This is a genomic window from Enterococcus sp. CWB-B31, assembly GCF_020567645.1.
Lineage (GTDB): Bacteria > Bacillota > Bacilli > Lactobacillales > Enterococcaceae > Enterococcus_L.
This window is the reverse complement of record NZ_JAJDJW010000003.1, coordinates 131,376-153,527: the sequence shown is the minus strand read 5'-3', so window position 1 is coordinate 153,527 and position 22,152 is coordinate 131,376. Positions and strand designations below refer to the sequence as shown.

Sequence of the window (22,152 nt, the reverse complement as noted above, 5' to 3'; positions counted from 1 at the left end):
TTTATGACTGGCTCTGCTCACTGATTCTATATACATCAAAATAAACAGATTTCATATACTCAACCAGATAAGTAGACTTCAGCTCTTCTCCTGTTGCCGCCAAAATTAGTTCATTTGGTTTTTTAGAAGCACCAAACCGGTGAATTTTTTCTGTCATCCAATGATAAATTGGGGAGTAATCCTCTGAAAGAAGGACTTCATCCACTGCAACTTCTTTTCTAAGTGCATGGTTTAGCTGAGCAGCATACATATAGCCCATTGCATAAGAAGGGAAATACCCAAAGCTTCCTCCTGACCAGTGAACATCCTGAAGAATTCCTTCCAGATCATTTTCAGGGCGAATACCCAGATATTCTTCATATTTGTCTGCCCAAATTGTTGGCAGCTCATCTAGAGATACACCTTCGTTAAAAATCATTTTTTCAATTTCATAACGGATGATAATGTGCAGCGGATACGTTAGACTGTCTGCCTCAATACGGATCAAACTCGCTTTCGTTTCCTTCAACCCTTTATAAAACATCTCAAAATCAATGTCATCAAATAGTCCATCTGTACATTTCTGAAACAGCGGAAACTGCTTTTCCCAGAAACTCTTATTGCTTCCAATAATAATTTCATTGAATAATGACTGTGACTCATGTATCCCCATGGAAGCACCCGTGGATAACGGCGTATAATCATATTTCGGATCAATATTTTGTTCATAGATTCCATGACCTGCTTCGTGTATTACACCAAAGACAGCCATCGTAAAGTTCATTTCATCCCAGCGAGTGGTAATCCGTGCATCATTTCGATTCAGATCCAGCATAAACGGATGAACCGTATCATCCAAACGACCTCTTGCAAAATCATACCCAAGCTGTTTTGCTACTTCAACAACGAAACGTTTCTGCTGCTCTTTCGACACATGACGGGAAAGAAAATCTGTTCGAGGAGCCATACCCTTTTCCGCAATCGCCTTTCTAATAGAGAGAATCCCTGTTTTCAGTTCTGAAAACAGCTGATCCAGCCTTTCTACTGTCAGCTCAGGCTCATACTGGTTCAGCAGAACATCATAAGGTGTCTTTTCATCCTTCTGCCAATGAGGAATAAACTCATTTAAGAAATCAATCAGACGACCAATTGTATCCTTCATCACAGAAAAATCTTTTTCTTCTCTGGCTTTCAGCCAGGCTGCATGTGCATTTGAAACCTCTGCATGATACGCCTGCATTCTTTCAGGGGCAATACTGTGATTTCGTTCATAGTCCTCTTTTACTTCCTTAAATACCTCTGCACCTGTTTGTGATAACTCGTCTGGATGTTCAGTGAAGTAGGCAACTGCTTCCTGAATGACAGGTCCTGTACTTTTTTCAAAGGCCAGTTTATTGATATATCCAACTGTTTCTCCGCGAAAACTGCTTGATGCATCAGGCATTCCCGTCTGGGCATCCCATTCCAGCAATCCCAAAGATTGATTTAACAGATCGATTTCTTTTATATCTTCAAGAAATAATTTTTCATCCATTTCTATCCCTCATTCTCTTCATCTCTTGGTTTTCTGGGTGGACGCTCGCCCCAGTACTGGAACAAATCAGTCCGCAGTGCACCATTATATAACTTTCTCTTTTTTGTTGCTTTTGCACCGTAGTATTGTTCGAAAGACAAATCACTGGTCAAAATATATTTGCTCCAGGTTTTCAATGGACGGAACACTTCCCCCATCTCTTTGTATAGCTCTCTAACTGCTTCTTCCTCGCCCAGTCGCTCTCCATAGGGCGGATTGGCAACCATTACACCATAATCTTTGGTAGTTGAGAAATCTTTTACTGCAAGCTGTTTAAATTGAATCGAATCTCCTAAGCCAATTTCTTCTGCATTCGCTTTGGCAATCTCAATCATTCGTCCATTAATATCTGATCCGGCAATATCTAGCTCAACATCATAATCCGCCTGTGCTTCTGCTTCATTTCTAACTTTGTCAATCACCGCTGAATCAAACCATTCCCATGCCTCAAATGCAAATTCACGGTTAAACCCGGGAGCAATATTATGTCCAATCAACGCAGCTTCTATACATAGAGTACCGGAACCGCAAACCGGATCATAAAACGGACGGTCTTTCCGCCAGTTCGTCAGCATCACCAATGCAGCCGCCATATTTTCTTTCAATGGTGCCCCGCCCTTATCAATTCGATAGCCGCGTTTAAACAAGCTTGGTCCGGTTGTATCCAAGGTCACCATCACGTGATCCTTCAGCAATGCCACTTCCAACTGGAAAAAAGCACCTGATTCAGGAAGCGGTACACTTGCAGGGCGATGATAGACCTCCCGCAGACGATTTACAATTGCCCTTTTTGTAATAGCCTGACAATCCGGTGTACTGTACAGCTTGGACTTAATTGATTTTCCGGCTACAGGAAATTCTGCATCAAACGGAAGATAATCTTCCCAAGGCAGAGCTTTTACTTTCTCAAATAACTCGTCAAAACTAAATGCATCAAATTCACCGACAACAATTTTCACCCGGTCAGCTGTGCGCAGCCAGAGATTAGCAACAGCGATCGTCTCCTGTGTCCCTTCAAAACGTGCCCTGCCGTTTTCTACCTGACAAGGAATGCCCAAATCTCTTAATTCTTTGCCGACGAGTGCTTCCAGTCCGCTGGCAGCAGTCGCTACAAGCTGATATGTTTGATTGCTCATGTTGTTCTCCTCTTCTTCATTGGCAAAGACAGCTTCTCTATTCATCTTCTGTTTGCCTCTATTATTATACTTGGTCATACAATCAGGAAATGATGGAAAATTTGCCTGAACTCAGCGAATTCAGAAAATTCCTGTCACAATCCTGTTTTTTTACTATAATTAATCTCTTTCAAAAACTTGCAATCAGCTCTGAAACTGCTGACTAAATCTTTTGTAAAATGCTCTATTCGTTGATATTCTACTGATTTTTCTCTTCTTTCAAACTCTTTTAGATTTAAAAAAAGCCTTCACAACAATGTTGGAAGGTTAACCTGATTGCCTGTAATTTTCTGTAAGCCATGTTCTGTATCACGATTTTCTCAGGTAAAAAAAAACGCAATGGTTACCATCTATCTGCAGATATACTCTGCCTCTTCTATTCGTTCATTTCCTTTAGAAGAGTGCCCCTACCAAAATTTGGGTTGCTCGCTCGAGGGGTTTACCGCGTTCCACCAGTACCGTTTCCCGTACTGCTTCGTCACTGTGGCACTTTCAAGGATACTCAGACATAGCAAAAGCCTTAGCCTTTTTTCCTGCCGTTACTCTAAAAGAGTACCTTAGCTTATGGTTTCGCTAAGCACGAACACTACAGACATCTCAGTCTGTGCGAGTATGGACTTTCCTCAGCCTGACTAAATCAAACCGCGGTAACCCGAAAACTACAGGCTATCAATCAATTGGGTATTGGATTAAAACTGACGTGTTTCTGAATTATCAACCGGTTGTTGCTGAACAGGTTCATAGCTCGGCATTGGCTGACTAGGTGCAACTGGTGTATCATCCAGTTTTTTTCCAAAAACTTCTCTTTCCAAGTTAGAAAGACGTTTTAAAATATCAAAGTTTGTTACGGCAGCACTCTTAGGCATTTCCTGTCCCATACCCATTGTATTTCTAGGCATTGACTGCTGTACTTTAGCACTTTGATCAAGTTTTGCAGAAAGACGGCTGTTTTCCTCTTGAAGAGCCAAAATTTCTTTGTTGTACGCTTCATAGTCTTTGATTACATTATCCAAAAATTCATCCACTTCGATTGGATCATATCCACGCATTTTTGATTTAAATTCTTTTTGTAAAATCTCTTTTGGGCTGTATATTAAGTTTGCCATCTCTACACCTCATTATATTCTTTACTCGATTTCATAATTCAACATTTTCATTGTATCTAAAAATCACAGGAAAATCAAACAGATTCTTTATTCCTAAGCAAAATTTTGCAAATCATCCATTGAAATCATTCGAATTTCATATGAATGCGCTTCACTGAAGTTTTCTGCTTCTCTTTCAAAAAACAATGTTTTACCCGGATATTCCTTATCATAAATTAACAGACTTGCCTGTGTATGTTCAAGAATAAAGCTCGTGTGTGATTTTAACTGTGCTGGCGACTGATACGGCGCACGGCTGACATAGTCCACATAATCCGCATTTCCCTCCACTTTTTCCAACAACTGACGGTTCTTTTCATTCCAGTTCTCACCAAATCCCTGAAATGGATAGATAACACCCAAATTGATTTCGTATTCTTTTTTCAACGCAATGATGACTTCTCCGGCCCACAACTCTATTCCAAGGTTCCCTGAAACAAGAAACCACTCTGCCCCTTCTTCTAAAAAGTTGATGATCTCGCTTTTTAACACTTTTTTAATAACCTCTGCCTTTGGGTCATTTTCCTGAAATACATTGAGCTCAAAGCTTCTGTAACCTGTTATAAATACGGTTTTTAGTGGGTTCATAAGAGTTTCCTTTTCCTTACCGGTCTTTTTTTGTTATAATAATCGCTAGGAGTGTGATAGACATGGTTTTCCGTTATCCAAATGGAGCTCCCTACAATAATAATGAAGCATCTAAAACAAAAAAACAAGAAAAAAAGGTCCCTGTTGATTTCGGGAAACGCGGGATGAACTTTGAAGAAGAGATCAACCAAAGCAACGTTTATTATCTCAATCACAAAGTCGCAGTCATTCATAAAAAACCGACCCCTGTGCAGATTGTTAAAGTGGACTACCCTCGTCGAAGTGCTGCAGTAATTAAAGAAGCTTATTTCAGGCAGGCATCTACAACCGACTATAACGGAGTATACAATGGGCGTTATCTGGATTTTGAAGCAAAAGAAACACGGAATAAGACATCGTTTCCATTTAAGAATTTTCACAATCATCAAATCGAGCATATGAAGCAATGTATTGAACAGCAAGGAATCTGTTTTGTTTTATTATGGTTTTCTTCTTTAAATCGTTGTTTCTTTTTAAGTGCTGAAAAGCTGCTCGTTTTTTGGACAGAACAGCAAAACGGAAAAAAATCTCTGCCATTAAAGCTGCTCGAATCTGAAGGCATTGAGATTAAGCTGGGACTTGCTCCACGCGTTCCTTATCTGAATGCAGTGGATAAGTATCTGCAGAAAAAAAATTAATTTTGTTACGTTTTAAAGAAGGAGAAGGTCATTATGTCAAGCGAAATAGAATCACGTTCCCAAAAACATTCTAGTTCACTGTTTAGGCAAAAACAGAATAAAACAACAGCAGGCGATGGTCCGCCAAAGAGAAAAAAGAAAATTTTTGTAAAAATACTAATTGGATTATTCGGATTAGGGGTTCTTGGAGGTCTGAGCGGACTCGGACTCTTCTGGTACTATGCCAAGGATGCTCCGGCGCTGGAAGACAGTGCCTTAAGTGATCCTCTTTCTTCCAAGCTTTATGATATAAACAATAATGTCTTTCAGGATCTCGGTTCGGAAAAGCGTGAAACAATTCAACCGACAGAAGTGCCTCAATTATTAAAAGATGCAATTGTTTCAGTGGAAGACAAACGGTTTTACAATCATAATGGGATTGATCCGATTCGGATAGTAGGCTCTTTTTTTTCAAATGTCAAAACAGGTGGACTCCAAGGCGGAAGTACGCTGACTCAGCAATTGATTAAACTGTCTTATTTTTCTACAAAAGAGTCTGATCAGACACTGAAAAGAAAGGCTCAGGAAGCCTGGATGGCTATCAAACTGGAAAAAGAAAAGTCCAAAGAGGAAATCCTTACCTATTATATAAATAAAGTTTATATGGCTAACGGACTTTATGGTATGCAGACGGCCTCAGAGACTTATTTCGGCAAGCCCCTTTCTGAATTAAATCTTTCCCAGACTGCTTTACTTGCAGGAATGCCGCAGGCGCCAAATGATTATGATCCGTATGTCCATCCGGATCTTACTAAAGAACGCCGGGATGTTGTTCTCTATACAATGAGAGACAATGATAAAATTACTCAGGAGGAATATGAGCAGGCAAAGGCTGCTCCTGTTGAAGATGGACTGCAGCCGCAGGTTCAGTCATCTGGAGATCGTAAAATCGTGGATAACTATGTCACAGAGGTGATTGCTGAAGTTGAAGCAAAAACCGGGAAAAATGTCTATACTGACGGACTTGATATTTATACAAATCTGGACATGGATGCTCAGAAACAGCTCTATAATATTGTCAATACTGATGAATTTGTACAGTATCCTGATGAAGAAATGCAGGTTGCCACCACTGTTATTGATGTGAACACCGGACAAGTCAGAGCACAAATTGGCCGAAGAAATGTTCCGGAAGATGCACAGCAGATTCTGAATCTGGCAACGCGGACAAACCGGGATGTGGGATCAACTATGAAGCCAATTGCAGATTATGGTCCGGCCATTGAGTATTTGGATTATTCGACCGGGCAGATCATGGTAGATAAACCGACAACTTTTGCCGGCACTACGACTTCTGTCTATAATGCAGATTTGCTGTATTACGGATCAATGACCATGCGGCGTGCGATAATGACTTCACGAAACACCACTGCTGTCCAAACCTTTAACGAAGTCGGCAGTGACAAGGTGGCAGAGTTTCTTAGAGGGCTGGGGATTGAATTTAATCCCATCGTGGATGCCAATGCGATATCAAGTAATACTGCCGATACTGGTAATGATGTTAAATACGGGGTTTCCTCTTTGAAACTGGCAGCTGCTTATGCCGCTTTTGCAAATGGCGGTACGTATAACGAACCTTCTTATGTTAATAAAGTAGTCTATCAGGATGACTCTGTAGCTGAAGATGAATTCCAGCCTGCAAGTAAACGGGCAATGAAAGATTCTACTGCTTATATGATGACTGATATGCTGAAAGATGTTATTACCGGAGGGACTGCTTTTAATGCAGGTATTGATGGATTAATCCAAGCAGGAAAAACAGGAACATCCAATTATACAGATGAAGAAATTGCAAAGATGGGTTTGACTGGTGTAACAAATATTGCTCCGGACAGTACATTTGTGGGCTATACCCCCCATTATGCCATTTCAGTCTGGACTGGCTACGATGAAAAGTCAACCCCGATCTATTCTGATTACTATGCGATTGCTTCAGATGTCTATCGGGAAATGATGACTTATATGGCTCAAAATGTTTCCAACGAGGACTGGGTCATGCCCGACAGTGTCATTCGTATTGGCTCAGAATTGTATGTTAAAGGAGCACAAAATCTGCAAACCGTTCCATCTTCAACCATCCCAAGCTCTTCCAGCAGTACAATGGAATCGAGCAGTACGGTTGAGTCATCAACAAGCTCCTCCAGTTCTGAAGAGCCTGTGACACCGCCGATTGAATCATCGGAAGTAACGGAGTCATCAGCAGAACCCACAGAATCATCAACACCCACTAGCTCAACTGACCCCGCTGAGGGGGAGAATCAAGTACCTTTACAGCCCAGTTGACAGATAAAGGGGAACAAAATCAGTAAAAAACAGCGAACAAATCACGTGCTTCTGATTTGTTCGCTGTTTCTTTGTGTATTCTATTCGATTTGAATTCTATTCAAAATTATCTCTGCTCTTTATTTCTCAAAGCTGCTCCAACAAAGCCTTTAATCAACAACTGAGGACGATTTGGCCGTGAAATTAATTCCGGATGAAACTGACAGCCAACAAAGAATTTTTTATCCGGCAGCTCGACGATCTCTACCAAACGATTGTCCGGCGATACACCTGAGAAAACCATCCCAGTATCTTCAAAAATCTGACGATACTGATTATTGAACTCATAGCGGTGACGGTGACGTTCCTGAACAACTTCCTGTTCTCCATAGACATCCGCTGTCACACTGCCCTTCTTCAACTTGCAAGGATACAAACCTAAACGCAGTGTTCCGCCAAGATTTTCAATATTTTCCTGATCTGCCATTAAATCAATAATATTATTAGTAATACTTGGATTGTTTTCAGCTGATCCGGCATCCTCAAGACCTACCACATTTCTTGCATATTCCACACAGGCCATCTGCATACCGAGACAAATCCCTAGGAAAGGTACATCATTTTCTCGCGCAAAACGAATGGCTTCAATCTTCCCTTCGATTCCGCGGTCGCCAAATCCTCCAGGTACTAAAATACCGTCAACATTCTTCAAGCTCTCTGCTGCATTTTCAGCAGTAAGCTTCTGAGAATCCACCCAGTCGATCTCTATGTCGGAATCAAACGCAAAACCTGCATGCTTCAATGCTTCAACGACTGAAAGGTAAGCATCAGGAAGCTCCACATACTTGCCAACCAGTGCAATTTTCGTTTTCTTTTTAAGATTAAGTACTTTTTCTTCCAGTGCCCGCCATTCTGCCATATCTGCTTTTGGTGCATCCAGTTTTAAATGATCGCAGACGATTTGATCCATATTCTGTGCCTGTAAAGCCAGTGGAATGGAATAAAGTGTTTCCACGTCTCTTGATTCAATCACCGCTTCAGGAGCCACATCACAAAATTGTGCAAGCTTGTTCTTTGTCCCCTGTGAAACTGGCAGCTCTGTTCTGACAACCAGAATATTTGGCTGAATACCTAAACTGCGGAGCTCTTTTACGCTGTGCTGCGTCGGTTTTGTTTTCATTTCACCGGCAGCTTTTAAATAAGGAATTAATGTAGTATGAATATACATTACATTGTCCGATCCCACATCTGCCTTCATCTGACGTAAAGCTTCCAGAAACGGCAGAGATTCAATATCCCCTACTGTCCCGCCAACCTCGGTAATAATGATATCAGAATCCGTCATTTTAGCTGCACGCATGATTTTGTCTTTAATTTCATTGGTAATATGAGGAATAACTTGAACCGTTGCACCAAGATATTCTCCTTTGCGTTCTTTTCTAAGAACTTCGGAATAAATTTTTCCTGTTGTGACATTGGAATACTTGTTCAAATTAATATCAATGAAGCGTTCATAATGCCCCAAATCCAAGTCTGTTTCCGCACCGTCATCCGTTACAAAAACCTCTCCGTGTTGGTAGGGACTCATCGTTCCCGGATCCACATTTATGTAGGGATCAAATTTCTGAATCGTTACCTTCAAGCCACGATTTTTTAATAAGCGTCCAAGAGAAGCTGCGACAATCCCTTTTCCGATGGAAGAAACCACGCCGCCTGTAACAAAAATATATTTTGTCATATTCACAAAAATCCCTTCTATAAGTAGTAGTGTGGAGAGAAAAATGAACCCTCTTCAATAAAAAAGAAAACGCCCCTATTCAAAAAAGAATAGGGAGCGTACATTGTTCATTTTCTGACCTTTTCAAAGGTGCCCAAGTAGTATAATACAAGCAAATCATCAGGAGGTCAAGTAATATCAAAAGAAATAAAATAAAAATTGTTCCTTCCCGTTTCTCATGAATTGGTTATACATTTACAAAAAGCGGTTCGATTCAATATTCTTCAAAAATACCTTCTTGCAGAAAACAGCAGTTCAAAACCAGTCAATCTGCTGGAAATGCAAATAACTTATTTCTTTTAAAAAAAGCCTTTTAAGATTATGCCAGTTCCGGCAGCAATCATCCCGATAATGAGAATGTACATATGCAGGGAAGTTGGCATAAGTTGAATCTGTACGCTGAAAATCATACTTGCGACACTCAGTACAACACCGAAGTATATTTACTATATCACAGCCAATAATAGTGGTCAGTATTTCTAAGGAAAAGCATACATCAAAAGTATAAAGACTAACTGCTGAAATATTTAGTGATCTTGTCAAGTTCAAGCCAATCAGAGGCTATCAGAAGAAGAAATTCGGTTGTCAGTATAGGAGCACCTCAACTGCAACTGGCTGTTGATTCAGCACTAACTAGTAACCTGTTGTCCGCATACAGCTTGTCTTGTATGACCATAAAACATGCGACGAGCATTCGTAGAAGCAAGCTTTTAATACAGGAATGAATTATTGCTCATTCATCAGATTGTCGACTCGCATACCATCCCACTAGATGTTCCGGCAACAGTGGGACTGGCAGCTACCTCCAAAAAATGATTGAATGTTTACACATTCATCAGATTGTCGGCTCGCATACCATCCCACTAGATGTTCCTGCATCAGTGGGACTGGCAAAAACAGCTGAACACCATCTCAAGTGTTCAGCTGTTTCTATTTATTCTTTTACTTAGGAGTTTGAACGATTTAAGGTTGTTTTCCGATATATGCTAGAATCCCGCCGTCAACGTACAGGATATGTCCATTCACAAAGTCAGAAGCATTCGAAGCCAGAAAGACTGAGGGACCTGCCAAATCTGTTGTTGTACCCCAGCGATTTGCTGGCGTTCTTCCCAAAATAAAGTTGTTGAATGGATGTCCGTCTTCACGTAAAGGAGCTGTTTGAGGCGTTTCGATATAGCCAGGACCAATGCCGTTGCACTGAATATTATACTGTCCATATTCAGATGCAATGTTTTTTGTCAGCATTTTCAATCCGCCCTTAGCTGCTGCATAAGCACTGACTGTTTCACGCCCAAGCTCGCTCATCATAGAACAGATATTGATGATTTTCCCACCGCCTTTTTCGATCATATCAGGAATTACTGCTTTAGACATGATGAATGGTGCATTCAGATCAACATCAATTACTTGTCGGAAGTCTTCTGCTGACATGTCAACCATAGGGACACGCTTGATAATACCTGCATTGTTTACCAGAATATCGATTGACCCTATTTCAGCTTTGATTTGTTCAACCATTGCCTGTACCTGTTTCTCATCTGTCACATCGCAAACATATCCGGCAGCATTTATTCCAGCTTTTTTATAATTTTCGTTACCTTCATCCACTGAAGCCTGATTGATACTGTTAAAGACAATCGTTGCACCTGCTTCTGCCAGTGAGCTGGCAATCTCAAAACCGATTCCATAAACACCGCCTGTAATCAGAGCTACTTTGCCGTCCAGTCGAAAATTATCCATACTAAAATTCATAATTAAACCCCTTTTCATAGTTTCGTATTTCAAAATATATTCTAAAAAATTCTCTAAAAACTTAACAACAGTCCGATTTACACCCATTTCACTGCTTCTCCCCCTCGTGCCGAAGCAGATCTGTTATCCAGCGTAGTGAAGCGAAACTTTGCAATGAGCATTATTAGCTAAAATTGGTATTCTGACATGCTTTCTTATTGCACTTTTTATTATCAGAATACTCAATGTTGGAGGCCTGCTGTCAAGTAAGCTGGTTATTTAGCACAGCGTTTTTATAGATTATTTTGAGTTACCCATAATTTCAAATTTTTGTAGCTGTACTGCTTATTTCAGTTGATCCATTGGAACCATATCCATGTCCGTATAAGTAATATTTTCTCCGCACATCGCCCAAATGAATGAATAGTTGCTTGTTCCCACTCCGGAATGGATAGACCAGCTTGGAGAAATCGCTGCCTGCTCGTTGCCCATAACCAAATGTTTGGTTTCATCCGGTTTACCCATCATATGGAAGACACGAGTATCTTGTTCCATATCAAAATAGACATAGGCTTCCATTCGACGTTCATGCGTGTGGCAAGGCATCGTGTTCCATGAACTGCCCGGTTCCAAAATAGTGTAGCCCATTTGCAGCTGGCAGCTTTCACAGACATTCGGATGGATATACTGATAAATCTTACGTTCATTCAGCGTTAAGGGTTCACCTGTTTCCATGGGCTTAATATCATCAATGCTGATTTTCACATTCGGATATTTATGATGGGCAGGAACTGAACTTATATAGAATTTCGCCGGGTCCTCAGGGTTCTGTGATGAGAAAATAACATGACGTGTTTCTTTACCGATATAATAGCCGTCTTGCTTTTTCATTTCTTCTTTTTGGCCGTCAATTTCGATAAATCCAGGACCGCCAATATTAATTACCCCCAATTCACGACGCTCCAGAAAATAATCAACGCCCAGTTCTTTATCCAGAATTATTTCCAGCGGTTTTTGTGCAGGTGTCACTCCGCCAAAAATCATACGGTCATTGTGTGTATACGTTAATGTAATCACTCCTGGCTCAAAAACTTTTTCCACTAAAAACTCATTTCTCAGCTGTTCTGTAGAGTAATGACGGATATCCTCCGGACTGTGTGTATAGCGTGTTTCCATGTTTTGCATATGCAAATCCTCCTCTTATAGTTAACCAACTGCTCGTTTTAATAAAAATTCAGTTGCTTCAATCTTTTAACATCTTTATCGAATAATTCGTCCTGATCCAAGGGCTAAAAATGCTTCAACATCTTCCCTGCTGAATTGATTACAATCTCCATGAACAGTATGCTTCAAAGCAGAAGCCGCTGTTGCAAAATCAACCGCCTCCTGATAGTTGTCATTGCTCAGCAGACCATGAAGAAGCCCTCCTGCAAAGGCATCTCCTCCGCCCACCCGATCAACAATCGGATCAATCAAATGACATTGCGATTCATAATAGGTATTATCTGCCCACACTGAGCCAGTCAATTCATTAACGCTGGCAGAGTGAACCGTGCGCTTTGTAGAATAAAAGACAGAGATATTGGAATAAGCTTCCTGCATTTTTTTATAATAATAAATGGCTTTTTCTTTTTCAGATTCATCTTCATAGGGTGAAATTCCCAGAAAATGCTGTGCATCAAGCCCCCCAGCCGAACAATAATCTACATAGGGCAGAATTGTTCGAATTGTTTCTCCGGCTTCTTCCTGTGTCCATAATTTGCCCCGATAATTAATATCAAAGCTGATTTTACAACCGGCACTTTTTGCAGCTTTCAAAAGATCAATAGTCAGTTCTCGCCACTTCATTGAAAGAGCCGGAGTGATACCGGACAGATGAAAAATATCTGTTTCCTTGAATAACTGATCCATGTCCCATTCAACGGTTTCCATTACTGCAAAGCTTGAACCGGCACGATCATAAACAACGCTTGCCCCACGTTCACCAACACCGGCTTCCAGATAATACGTTCCCAGTCTGGGACCGCCCATCAAAAGCTGAGAGGTATCCACTCCATAACGGTTCAAATGTTTCCTTACAGCAGCCCCTAGCTCATTTGTCGGTACTTTGCCGGCAAAAACAGCATGATGTCCATAATTTGCCAGCGAAACTGCAACGTTGGCCTCCCCGCCTCCATAGTGTGCTGAAAATTGTTCCGCCTGAGCCAGTCTTGTACCAGCCGTTGTAGACAGCCGCAGCATGATTTCTCCTAAAGTTACAACTTTTCCCATAGCTAACCTTCTTTTATTTCACGGAACTTTGCCATATATTGTGCGGCTATTTCCGTTACTTTTTCAAAGTCTCCAGTTGCTGCCGGTGCAAGTAAATTACCGCCAACCCCTACAGTGATTACTCCTGCTTTAAACCAATCTTCCATATTTTCCAGACTGACTCCGCCTGTCGGCATAATATTCAGCTGCGGCATTGGTGCTTTAAATGCAGAAACAATACTTGGTCCATAAGCACTTCCCGGGAACAGCTTAATGATATCCACTCCGCTCTTCAACGCCTGTTTCATCTCTGTGATTGTCATACAGCCTGGTAAGTAAGGAATTTGATATAAGTTGCAAAGTTCTGCAGTCTCCTGATCAAAAGTCGGACTGACGATATAATCGGCTCCTGCCATAATTGCCAGACGTGCAGTCACCGCATCCAAAACCGTTCCGGCACCAACCACCACTTCTGGTGAATCCTGATAAGTTTCTGCCAATTCTCTGATTACTTCCTCTGCCTGCGGAACAGTGAAGGTTAATTCAAGCCCATGCATGCCGCCTTTTACAATCGCATTACTGGCCTGCAATGCTTCTTCTTTTGTTTTCCCCCGAACTACTGCAATCACCCCGGCCTTTTTCAATCGCTGAAGAATATTAACTTTTTTCAAAAAAATCACTCTTTTCTTATTTGGAAATTTTATTTTATTTATAGGAAATTTATAATTTCATTATACATGTAAAAATAGAAATTGCAAACGGTTTAAGAAAGAAAATTCTATTCTTTCTGCTTTTATTGTAGACCTTGTAAAAGCTTTCCATGAATAGCAGAAAAAGCTGATTCAACATCCTTCTGTCAAATCAGCTAGTCAAACATTTACTTTTCATTTATTTAAAATCTGTTCCAGCTCTCTTTTTGTTTGAAGAATCGCCTGTATAATCAGCTGCTTTTTCTCTTCATTCAAACGATATTTAGGCATACTGACACTGAATGCACCAATAGCTTTTTCTTCTTTTTCCAATGAGGCTCCGACGCAAAAGATATCCAGCTCCACTTCTTCATCGTCAAATGCAATTCCTGCACGACGTATCTCTTCCAGTTCTTTTTCCAGCCGCAAAGGATTGGTTATCGTATGTTCAGTGTGCGGTACCAATACGTGTTCAGCCAGATACTGGTCAACTTCTTCCTGCGAAAATGCAGCTAAAACAGCTTTACCCATTGCTGAGCTGTACAAAGGTCGTGTAATGCCAATTTTTGAAGACATACGAATCGTCTGATGCTTGGCTTCCAATTTATTAATATAGAGAATTTCATTATCGTTTAAAATCCCCAAATGAATGGTTTCATCAATTGTCTGCTGCAGCTTTTCCAGATAGGGCAGCGTAATTTCTGCAAGATCCAGCTGTTCAAGACGCTGATTGGCATAGCGGATCAGCTTTGAACCCAATCGATACGTTTTGTCTTCACTTTTTTTTACATAGCCAATTAAAGCCAAGGTATCCAATATTTTAATTGTAGTTGAAGCCGTCATCCCCGTCCCAGCAGTAATTTCCTGCAACGATTTATTCGACTCCTCAGCTAAAAAATCCATAATTTTTGCTGCTTTAATAAGTACTGTTCCATATGGTTTTGACTCTGACATCCGTCTCACCCTTTCTATATAGGAAATTATATAGTACAAATGAGAAAAAGCAACTACTTTTTTTGTTGGTAAAAATTTATAATTCTTTTGTTGAGAAACTTCTTACAGTAAATTCGGTAGAGTTCTTCACTATTTAAAATCCAGCATACTTTTTAGAGCTGCAGTAGAATAACTTTTATTTCTGTAAAAAAAAGAAACAGCCTGGAAAAATATTCCTTCCAAGCCATTTCCTATCCTATTTTAAAGACAGATTAGTTTTTTTCTTCAGCCCCGCCGATATACTCCTCTTCGTCTTCATCATCAAAGTCGCTGTCTACATCTTCATCGTCAATAATTGTCAGATCTTCTTCAATACCGGATAAGTCATCATCAGTATCTTCATCTGCCCCAATTTCCTGAAGGTCGCTGTTGTACGCTTTAATTTCTTCATCGTCGTCGTCTTCATCCTCATATAAATCGATGTCATCAGCAGTCAATTCTGCATCTTCCGGATCATCATCGTTATAATCAATTACATCTTCATCATTTGTATCCATAATGAATGCATTCACTTTTTTACGTTTTCTACGACGTGGTTTGTCTTCTTCATCTTCATCCAAGCCATGTGTTACTTCCTCATCGATTGAATCGATTGGATACCATGAACGAAGGCCCCAGCGGTTATCGCCCAGAGAGATAAAACTGCCATCAATATTCAAGTCAGTGTAAAATTGTGCTAAAGAATCACGAATTTCACTGTCAGACTTTTCAAGATAGTTCTGGATTTGGTTAACTAAGTCTGAAAAATCCATGACATCTCCTTTTTGTTCCAAAATTGCGTGAGCAACTTCAATCATGGATAGTTCGTTCTTATTTAATCCTTCAAATACATTAATTTCCAAGCGGTACACGTCCTTTCACAGTCTACACTTTATCATACAAAAACATGTAAAAAAAAGCAATTGATTCTTTAAGAATTACGCAGTAAATTCCAACTCTAAATGATATTCTCCCACTTTTTCACTTTGAGAATAAAGATCATAGTCAATAATAATTGAACCGGAGACCGGCTGATCTTTCAAACTGAATCGAACATTATGGGTAAATGTAGCAATTTCGAATAAACCATAAGGCGTTCGATAGGTAGTTTCCAGTCTTTCCTGATAACCGAATTTCAATCGCATCCGTAATTCTCCCGAACGAATCAACTGAACTTTTCCATCCGGCTCCACTTTTATGGTAACCGGTGTTTCCTCCCCGCCATCCTGAACTTCTTTATAGCGAATATACAATGTATCTCCTATTTTAACGATTTGCCCAGTCAGGTCAAAAAAGAAATCTTTCGTTTCACCAGCTTGTTTTACTTCTGTCTTCAATTGAATAGAAATAGTTGTTCCCTGTGTTAAATCCATCAAAACAATCTCCTTTACCTTTACATCGCCAGTAATGCTTCAGCTGCAGTCTGATTTGTCACTAAAATAGAGCAGCTGTTCCCCATCAGCAACGGGTGAATGCTCTCTGCTTTTTCCCTTCCGCTGCCAATCACCATGACCTGCGGAATATTGACCAAATCTTCTACTTTAATCCCCAGCATACGGCTGCTAATAGTATTGTTAACTGTTTGACCATTTTTGTCAAATAAGGAGGCCACTGCATCCCCTTTAACCTGATCTTTTTTTATGGTCTCCATTTCTTCTTTTCCGAAATATCCCAAGTCATTCCAGGTTGACCGTTTCACCGGATTGCCTACACCTATAATTGCCAGATCCACTTTTTTTGCAGACATCAGGATGGTGTGCATCAACTGACTTTGGTTTAATACATCTGCCAGTTCAGCACTTTCTGCCAATGCAGGAATATAGGCATATTGGCATTGACTGTTTAATTTTTCAGACAAACGAAAAGCCAGATGATTGGTGTCAAAATAAAGATGCTCACCGGAGACTCCTCCGACAAGCGGACAAACATTAATTGATGGGAACGAATAAAACGGCAGCGCATCAATCATATCTGCCAATGTTGTTCCCCATGATAATCCAATTGACATCGACGACACTAAAATACTGCTCAAATAATCAGCTGCTGCCTCACTGACTTTTTGTCTTATCTTTATATCCGGTGCGTGATCATTGTCTGAAACGATGATTACTTCGTCCAGCTGATACCTTTCCTCCAGAGCCAGACTCAGCTTTACGGTATGGGCGGACTCATCCTGAATTGAGACCTTCACAATCCCTTCTTCCTTAGCCTGTTGAAGAATTTTCGAAATGACTGGTCGGGAGATTTTCATTTTTCGGGCAATCTCTGCCTGTGTCAGCCCATTATCATAATAAAGAGTGACTATTTTCATCATTTTTCTTCGGTCTTCACTGATTTTCATCTATTCCTCATCACTTTCATTCATCAACTCTTTAATACACGCTATGATTGTTTCTTTTTGTGGAATCGCACGTTTTTCAAGTAATTGCTGTGCAGGCATCGGGACAAATTCTCCGCCTAAACGAACAACCGGATGCAAAAGTTTTCTGCTGACCGCAGACTCGGCAATAACTGCTGTCAGCTCAGCGCTAAAGCCGCTGTTTTTAACAGCTTCCGTTACCACTACTGCACGACGGGTTTTGTCAATAGAATTCAGCAGCGTCTCTTTATCTAAAGGAACCAGTGTTCTTGGATCAATCACCTCTACACTAATTCCTGACTTACCGAGCTCCTCTGCAGCTCTCAGTGTTTTTTCAACCATAATCCCTGTTGCAACAACTGTTACATCCGTTCCTTCCCGTTTAATATCTGCAACCCCCAAAGGCAAAACATACTTTCCTTCCGGTACAGACGCTTCTGTTTTATAAAGTAATTTATGTTCATAAAACATCACCGGGTTATCGTCTTCAATTGCAGCATGCAGCAGGCCTTTCGCATCATAGGCGTTGGAAGGTTGAATAACCTTCAGTCCGGGAATATGGGTCATCCAGTTTTCCAGACTTTGCGAGTGCTGTGCAGCAGCTCCGGTTCCTGATCCTCCTGCCGTTCTCATAACCATTGGTACACTGGCTTTCCCACCATACATATAATGAATTTTAGCTGCCTGATTCACCAGCTGATCCATCGCCACTGTGATAAAGTCTGAAAACTGCAGCTCCATAATCGGTCTCATCCCTGTCATAGCCGCTCCTACAGCCGCACCTGCAATGGCACTTTCAGAGATGGGTGTCTCCCTTACGCGTTCAGAACCATACTTTTCCTGAAGACCTTTCGTCACACCAAAACCGCCGCCATACAAACCGATGTCCTCGCCTAACAGAAAGACTTTTGAATCAGCACTTAACGCTTCTCCCAGAGCTTCATTTAATGCTTCCAAATAAGTAATCGTCCGCATTATTGCTTCACTCCTTCCTGATAAACATCCTGCCACAGTTCTTTCAATTCAGGCTCAGGATCATTTAAAACAGATCGAACCATTTCTTTTGTTTCCTGCTGAACAGCTGTTCTGATCTCAGCCAGCTGCGCATTTGATATTGAAAATTCTTCCGCTAATCGTTGCTCAAGCTTTAAAATTGGATCGTGATTTTCCATCCAGTACTGACATTCTTCTTTCGAACGATAAACGAGCTTATCTGATTTCGAATGACCTTTATAACGGTAAGTAATAGCTTCGATCAGGGTTGGACCGCCGCCTTTCCGTGCTTTTTCAACGGATATTTCTACTGCTCTTTGAACAGCAAACACATCATTTCCATCAATTGTCAGCCCCTCTATTCCATAGCTTTCAGCCCGATCAGAAAGCTTTTTGACATTCACCATTTGTTGAATGGCGCTGCTCATGCCGTACTGATTATTTTCAATCAGATAAACAACCGGAAGAGCCCAAATAGAAGCCAGATTCAACGCTTCATGAAAACTTCCTTCATTCGTTGCACCATCACCGCCATAACAAAGAACTACCTGCTCTGTCTGATTCATTTTAGCTGTTAAAGCCGCACCCGCAGCAATCGGAAAATTGCCGCCGACAATACCATTTGAGCCCAAATTTCCAACAGTTAAATCTGCAATATGCATACTGCCGCCTTTCCCCCGGTTAGTTCCTGTCTGTTTTCCAAGAATTTCTGCCAGCATTGCTCTGCGGTCCGTTCCTTTGGCAATCGCATGCCCGTGATTTCTGTGAGTGGAGAGTACCCAATCTGTCTTGTTCAATACACCCGCTCCGCCAGCCGCCGTTGCTTCCTGCCCGATACAAAGATGCATTGTACCGTACATTTTTCCATCGTCAAATAAGTCCTGTACAGCTTCTTCAAACAATCTTATTTCCCACATTGTCCGGTAGCTGTTTAGTGCAAAGCTGGCAGATTTTTCTGCTTTCTTCTGATCAATCATGCGTTTCTCCTTTTATCTGCATTTGGGTTCATCTTAATTCTAAATAAAAGCATTTAGTTTAACAGCAGCTGATTTGACTGCAAAATAATTGCATAACTGAACAGGCAGTTTTCTTCCTTCATAAAAATATGACCACAGACCGCCTGCCATAAACGTGCCTATCATTTAACCAATCTAATTTATCAATCTCTGCCATCTTCCGCCTTTACATTTGTTCACCATCAAATCATATGTAAACATTCTATCTTTTTCCTTGCTTCGTTGCAAGTCAATCAGCACGTTTGTTCCTTTATTCATTTAAAAATAAATTTTTCTTTATACTTTTACTACATAATTTTAGCCATAAATGGTTTATAATATATAAGGGAGGTGAAGACAATGTTGTTTCACGATGAAGAAGCAATGCTTTTTTGTATGCATTGCCAGAAGGAAACACTCCACGACATTCAATATATGAACGAAATAATTTCAAGTATTGAATGTGAGGAATGCCATAATAAAATGAGTATCGATGTAGATGCAATGAAAGAATTCCATCATTATCTCTATGAGCGCATGATGTCCAAGCCTGGACGCTTAACCGAAGAAGCACGGAAAGATTTCAGCAAATTCCTGTCTTCGATGCCGATGAGGCTGCTCAGCAAACCTGTTCGGTTTTCAAATGAATATTCGCAGATGAATAAAGAAGTAAAAAACTATGTCTCAAAAGCAAAACAGGATGAAGAAGCAGATGAAGAATAGCCTTTTAAAAACACTCCTTTCAAACCAAGAAGCTTTTATAATCGATCAAGGTACCCTTTCCAAAGCGGAAGTTCTTTCTCCTTTTGCGCTGACAGATACCCTGACGATTTTTTCAGGTATTCATAAACAGCCGATCCTGCATTTCTGGCAGTTGGACCAAACGATGATTTTGGGCATGAAAGACACTCGTGTTCCTTATTTCTCTGATGGGATTGCATCGCTGAAAGCAGATGGCTATAAACCGATTATTCGCAACTCAGGAGGCTTAGGTGTAATCGCTGATAAGGGCATACTGAATGTCTCTCTCATTCTGCCGCAGTCAGCAGAACATAAACTCTCAATTGACAATGCCTATCATTTTTTTAGAGAATGGATTCATTCAGCCTTTGAAACCAGCGGGAAAACAATTGAGGCCTATGAAATTTCCAATTCCTACTGCCCTGGTACATTTGATTTAAGTATCGCCGGGAAAAAATTTGCGGGCATCGCACAACGACGAATAAAAGACGGCGTTGCCGTAATGGCTTACCTAAGCATTAACGGCAATCAACAATCCAGAGGAGAAGCAGTCCGACGATTTTATCAACATGGATTAAAGGAAGGCTTCGGAGAGAATGGTTTTCCGCCGGTTGAACCAGCAGTAATGGAAAATCTTGGCAATCTGCTGAAGAAACCTTTGGCAATCGATAGTGTAAAGGAAAGGCTGCTGCATGTCTTTCAAGAAGAAAATCAAATGCTGGTTGAGGAAAAAAAGATAAACAGTTTAATGCAGCTGTCTGAAATTCAGACAGACTATAAAAAACAGCTGAAAAAAATGATTCAGCGCAATCAGCAGCTGGAGGAGGAACTGCATGACCATTTCTTATAAAAATCAGTTACTGCCTATTGAAAAAGTCTTTCGGGACCCTGTCCATAATTACATTCATGTCCAACATCAGGTGATTTTAGACCTGATTAATTCTGCAGAATTTCAAAGACTTCGACGAATCAAACAGCTGGGTACCTCTTCCCTGACCTTTCACGGCGCAGAACACAGCCGTTTTTCTCATTCACTGGGCGTTTATGAAATAACCAGAAGAATCTGTGATATTTTTCAACGGAATTATTCTGTTGAACAGATTGGAGAAGATGGCTGGAATGATGAGGAACGTTTGGTAGCCCTGTGTGCCGCTTTGCTGCATGATGTGGGTCATGGACCTTATTCACATACATTTGAACATATCTTTCAAACAGATCACGAAAAGATTACTGTGGAAATAATCACTTCTCCGGAAACTGACGTCTTTCAAATCCTCAATCAGGTTTCAGCTGACTTTCCTCAGAAGGTTGCCAGCGTGATTACCAAGGAATACAGAAATCCTCAGGTAGTCCAAATGATTTCCAGTCAGATCGATGCAGATCGGATGGATTACCTGCTGAGAGATGCTTATTTTACCGGTACAGAATACGGCACTTTTGATTTGACCAGAATTCTACGTGTTATCCGACCATATAAAGGCGGTTTGGCCTTTACAATGAACGGCATGCACGCAGTAGAAGATTACATTGTCAGTCGTTACCAAATGTATGTTCAAGTCTATTTCCATCCAGTTTCCAGAGGAATGGAAGTTATTTTAGATCATCTGCTCCATCGGGCTAAAAGTCTGTATGAAGAGCAGCCTGACGACTATCTTCTGCACTCACAACTGCTGGTCCCCTTTTTCAAAGGAGATTACACACTACAGGAATATCTAAAACTGGATGATGGTGTTCTGACTACCTACTTTACACAATGGAGTGAACTAGGCGACTCTGTACTGACCGATTTGACAAAACGCTTTTTAATGCGCAAGCCTTTAAAATCAGCCAAATTCTCGAACGAAACAGATCCGCTGATAATCGAGCACTTAAAAATGCTGATAGAAAAAGTTGGTTATAATCCAAAATATTATACAGCAATTAATTCCAGCTATGATTTACCGTATGACTTCTATCGCCCGGAAAAAAACAGTCACCGGACACAAATTGAAATCATTCAAAAAGACGGAACACTGGTAGAGCTTTCGAAAGTCAGCCAACTAGTTGCTGCGCTTGCCGGTCAGGGCCAAGGAGATCGACGCTTTTACTTCCCTAAAGAAATGCTTCAACCAGCAAAAGATCAGCATTTGGATTTATTTGAAGAAACCTACCATGAATTTCAGTCATTTATTCATAATGGCGCAATTATTGACAATAAAGTTTAATTT

The 22,152-nt window shown here is 40.7% G+C and carries 20 protein-coding genes and 1 other RNA gene; 5 read left to right on the top strand and 16 right to left on the bottom strand.

Annotation, left to right across the window (positions count from 1 at the left end; all coding sequences use genetic code 11):
- Position 1 precedes the first annotated feature (1 nt).
- The 5 genes from LI954_RS04860 to LI954_RS04840 form a co-directional block, all read right to left on the bottom strand.
- Positions 2–1,513 carry a carboxypeptidase M32 gene (locus LI954_RS04860; RefSeq protein WP_229443846.1) on the bottom strand — a complete coding sequence of 504 codons (1,512 nt, stop codon included), beginning with the start codon at positions 1,511–1,513 and terminating at the stop codon, positions 2–4.
- Positions 1,514–1,515: 2 nt separating this feature from the next.
- Positions 1,516–2,688 carry a THUMP domain-containing class I SAM-dependent RNA methyltransferase gene (locus tag LI954_RS04855; protein ID WP_202066192.1) on the bottom strand — a complete coding sequence of 391 codons (1,173 nt, stop codon included), beginning with the start codon at positions 2,686–2,688 and terminating at the stop codon, positions 1,516–1,518.
- A gap of 327 nt (positions 2,689–3,015) precedes the next feature.
- Positions 3,016–3,387, bottom strand: an RNA gene (gene rnpB / locus LI954_RS04850) — RNase P RNA component class B.
- Between the two features lie 29 nt (positions 3,388–3,416).
- Entirely contained in the window at positions 3,417–3,833 is a 417-nt protein-coding gene (gene gpsB / locus LI954_RS04845; protein ID WP_202065647.1) for a cell division regulator GpsB, read from the bottom strand.
- 93 nt (positions 3,834–3,926) lie between these two features.
- On the bottom strand, positions 3,927–4,460 hold the full coding sequence (locus tag LI954_RS04840; protein ID WP_202065640.1) for an SLOG family protein: 534 nt from the start codon (positions 4,458–4,460) through the stop codon (positions 3,927–3,929).
- 62 nt (positions 4,461–4,522) lie between these two features.
- Here LI954_RS04840 and recU point away from each other — a divergent pair, with 62 nt between their 5' ends.
- A complete protein-coding gene (gene recU, locus LI954_RS04835) occupies positions 4,523–5,137 on the top strand; it encodes a Holliday junction resolvase RecU (RefSeq protein ID WP_202065638.1) in 615 nt (204 codons plus the stop codon).
- 33 nt (positions 5,138–5,170) lie between these two features.
- Positions 5,171–7,459, top strand: coding sequence for a PBP1A family penicillin-binding protein (locus tag LI954_RS04830; RefSeq protein WP_229443845.1), 2,289 nt, complete (start codon positions 5,171–5,173; stop codon positions 7,457–7,459).
- Between the two features lie 106 nt (positions 7,460–7,565).
- Here LI954_RS04830 and LI954_RS04825 read toward each other — a convergent pair whose 3' ends face one another.
- The 11 genes from LI954_RS04825 to LI954_RS04775 form a co-directional block, all read right to left on the bottom strand.
- Positions 7,566–9,176: a CTP synthase gene (locus LI954_RS04825; protein WP_229443906.1), complete on the bottom strand. Its 1,611-nt coding sequence runs from the start codon at positions 9,174–9,176 to the stop codon at positions 7,566–7,568.
- A gap of 1,002 nt (positions 9,177–10,178) precedes the next feature.
- On the bottom strand, positions 10,179–10,967 hold the full coding sequence (locus LI954_RS04820; RefSeq protein ID WP_202066189.1) for a gluconate 5-dehydrogenase: 789 nt from the start codon (positions 10,965–10,967) through the stop codon (positions 10,179–10,181).
- 324 nt (positions 10,968–11,291) lie between these two features.
- Positions 11,292–12,131 carry a 5-dehydro-4-deoxy-D-glucuronate isomerase gene (gene kduI, locus LI954_RS04815; protein ID WP_229443844.1) on the bottom strand — a complete coding sequence of 280 codons (840 nt, stop codon included), beginning with the start codon at positions 12,129–12,131 and terminating at the stop codon, positions 11,292–11,294.
- A gap of 75 nt (positions 12,132–12,206) precedes the next feature.
- Complete coding sequence (locus LI954_RS04810; protein ID WP_229443843.1) at positions 12,207–13,217, bottom strand: sugar kinase; 1,011 nt, start codon at positions 13,215–13,217, stop codon at positions 12,207–12,209.
- 2 nt (positions 13,218–13,219) lie between these two features.
- A complete protein-coding gene (locus tag LI954_RS04805; RefSeq protein WP_229443842.1) occupies positions 13,220–13,867 on the bottom strand; it encodes a bifunctional 4-hydroxy-2-oxoglutarate aldolase/2-dehydro-3-deoxy-phosphogluconate aldolase in 648 nt (215 codons plus the stop codon).
- Positions 13,868–14,080: 213 nt separating this feature from the next.
- Positions 14,081–14,839: an IclR family transcriptional regulator gene (locus LI954_RS04800; RefSeq protein ID WP_202065628.1), complete on the bottom strand. Its 759-nt coding sequence runs from the start codon at positions 14,837–14,839 to the stop codon at positions 14,081–14,083.
- A gap of 251 nt (positions 14,840–15,090) precedes the next feature.
- The gene (gene rpoE, locus LI954_RS04795) at positions 15,091–15,720 is read right to left on the bottom strand and encodes a DNA-directed RNA polymerase subunit delta (RefSeq protein WP_236671945.1); all 630 of its coding nucleotides are present in this window, start codon (positions 15,718–15,720) and stop codon (positions 15,091–15,093) included.
- A 75-nt stretch (positions 15,721–15,795) separates the two neighbouring features.
- Entirely contained in the window at positions 15,796–16,230 is a 435-nt protein-coding gene (locus tag LI954_RS04790) for a DUF1934 domain-containing protein (protein ID WP_202068663.1), read from the bottom strand.
- A 20-nt stretch (positions 16,231–16,250) separates the two neighbouring features.
- The gene (locus LI954_RS04785; RefSeq protein WP_229443841.1) at positions 16,251–17,198 is read right to left on the bottom strand and encodes a sugar-binding transcriptional regulator; all 948 of its coding nucleotides are present in this window, start codon (positions 17,196–17,198) and stop codon (positions 16,251–16,253) included.
- Complete coding sequence (locus LI954_RS04780; RefSeq protein ID WP_229443840.1) at positions 17,199–18,191, bottom strand: alpha-ketoacid dehydrogenase subunit beta; 993 nt, start codon at positions 18,189–18,191, stop codon at positions 17,199–17,201.
- Positions 18,191–19,186 (bottom strand): thiamine pyrophosphate-dependent dehydrogenase E1 component subunit alpha, encoded by a 996-nt coding sequence (locus LI954_RS04775; protein ID WP_229443839.1) that lies wholly within the window; start codon positions 19,184–19,186, stop codon positions 18,191–18,193. The genes LI954_RS04780 and LI954_RS04775 overlap by 1 nt, the downstream gene beginning before the upstream one ends.
- A gap of 378 nt (positions 19,187–19,564) precedes the next feature.
- Between LI954_RS04775 and LI954_RS04770 the strand changes: the two genes are divergently transcribed.
- Genes LI954_RS04770 through LI954_RS04760 form a run of 3 tightly spaced genes read left to right on the top strand, consistent with a single transcriptional unit; the run spans position 19,565 to position 22,149 of the window.
- The gene (locus LI954_RS04770) at positions 19,565–19,927 is read left to right on the top strand and encodes a hypothetical protein (protein WP_202068659.1); all 363 of its coding nucleotides are present in this window, start codon (positions 19,565–19,567) and stop codon (positions 19,925–19,927) included.
- Positions 19,917–20,795, top strand: a complete 879-nt coding sequence (locus LI954_RS04765) for a lipoate--protein ligase family protein (protein ID WP_229443838.1) — start codon at positions 19,917–19,919, stop codon at positions 20,793–20,795. Before LI954_RS04770 ends, LI954_RS04765 begins: the two co-directional genes overlap by 11 nt.
- A complete protein-coding gene (locus LI954_RS04760) occupies positions 20,779–22,149 on the top strand; it encodes an HD domain-containing protein (RefSeq protein WP_229443837.1) in 1,371 nt (456 codons plus the stop codon). Before LI954_RS04765 ends, LI954_RS04760 begins: the two co-directional genes overlap by 17 nt.
- Positions 22,150–22,152: the final 3 nt, after the last annotated feature.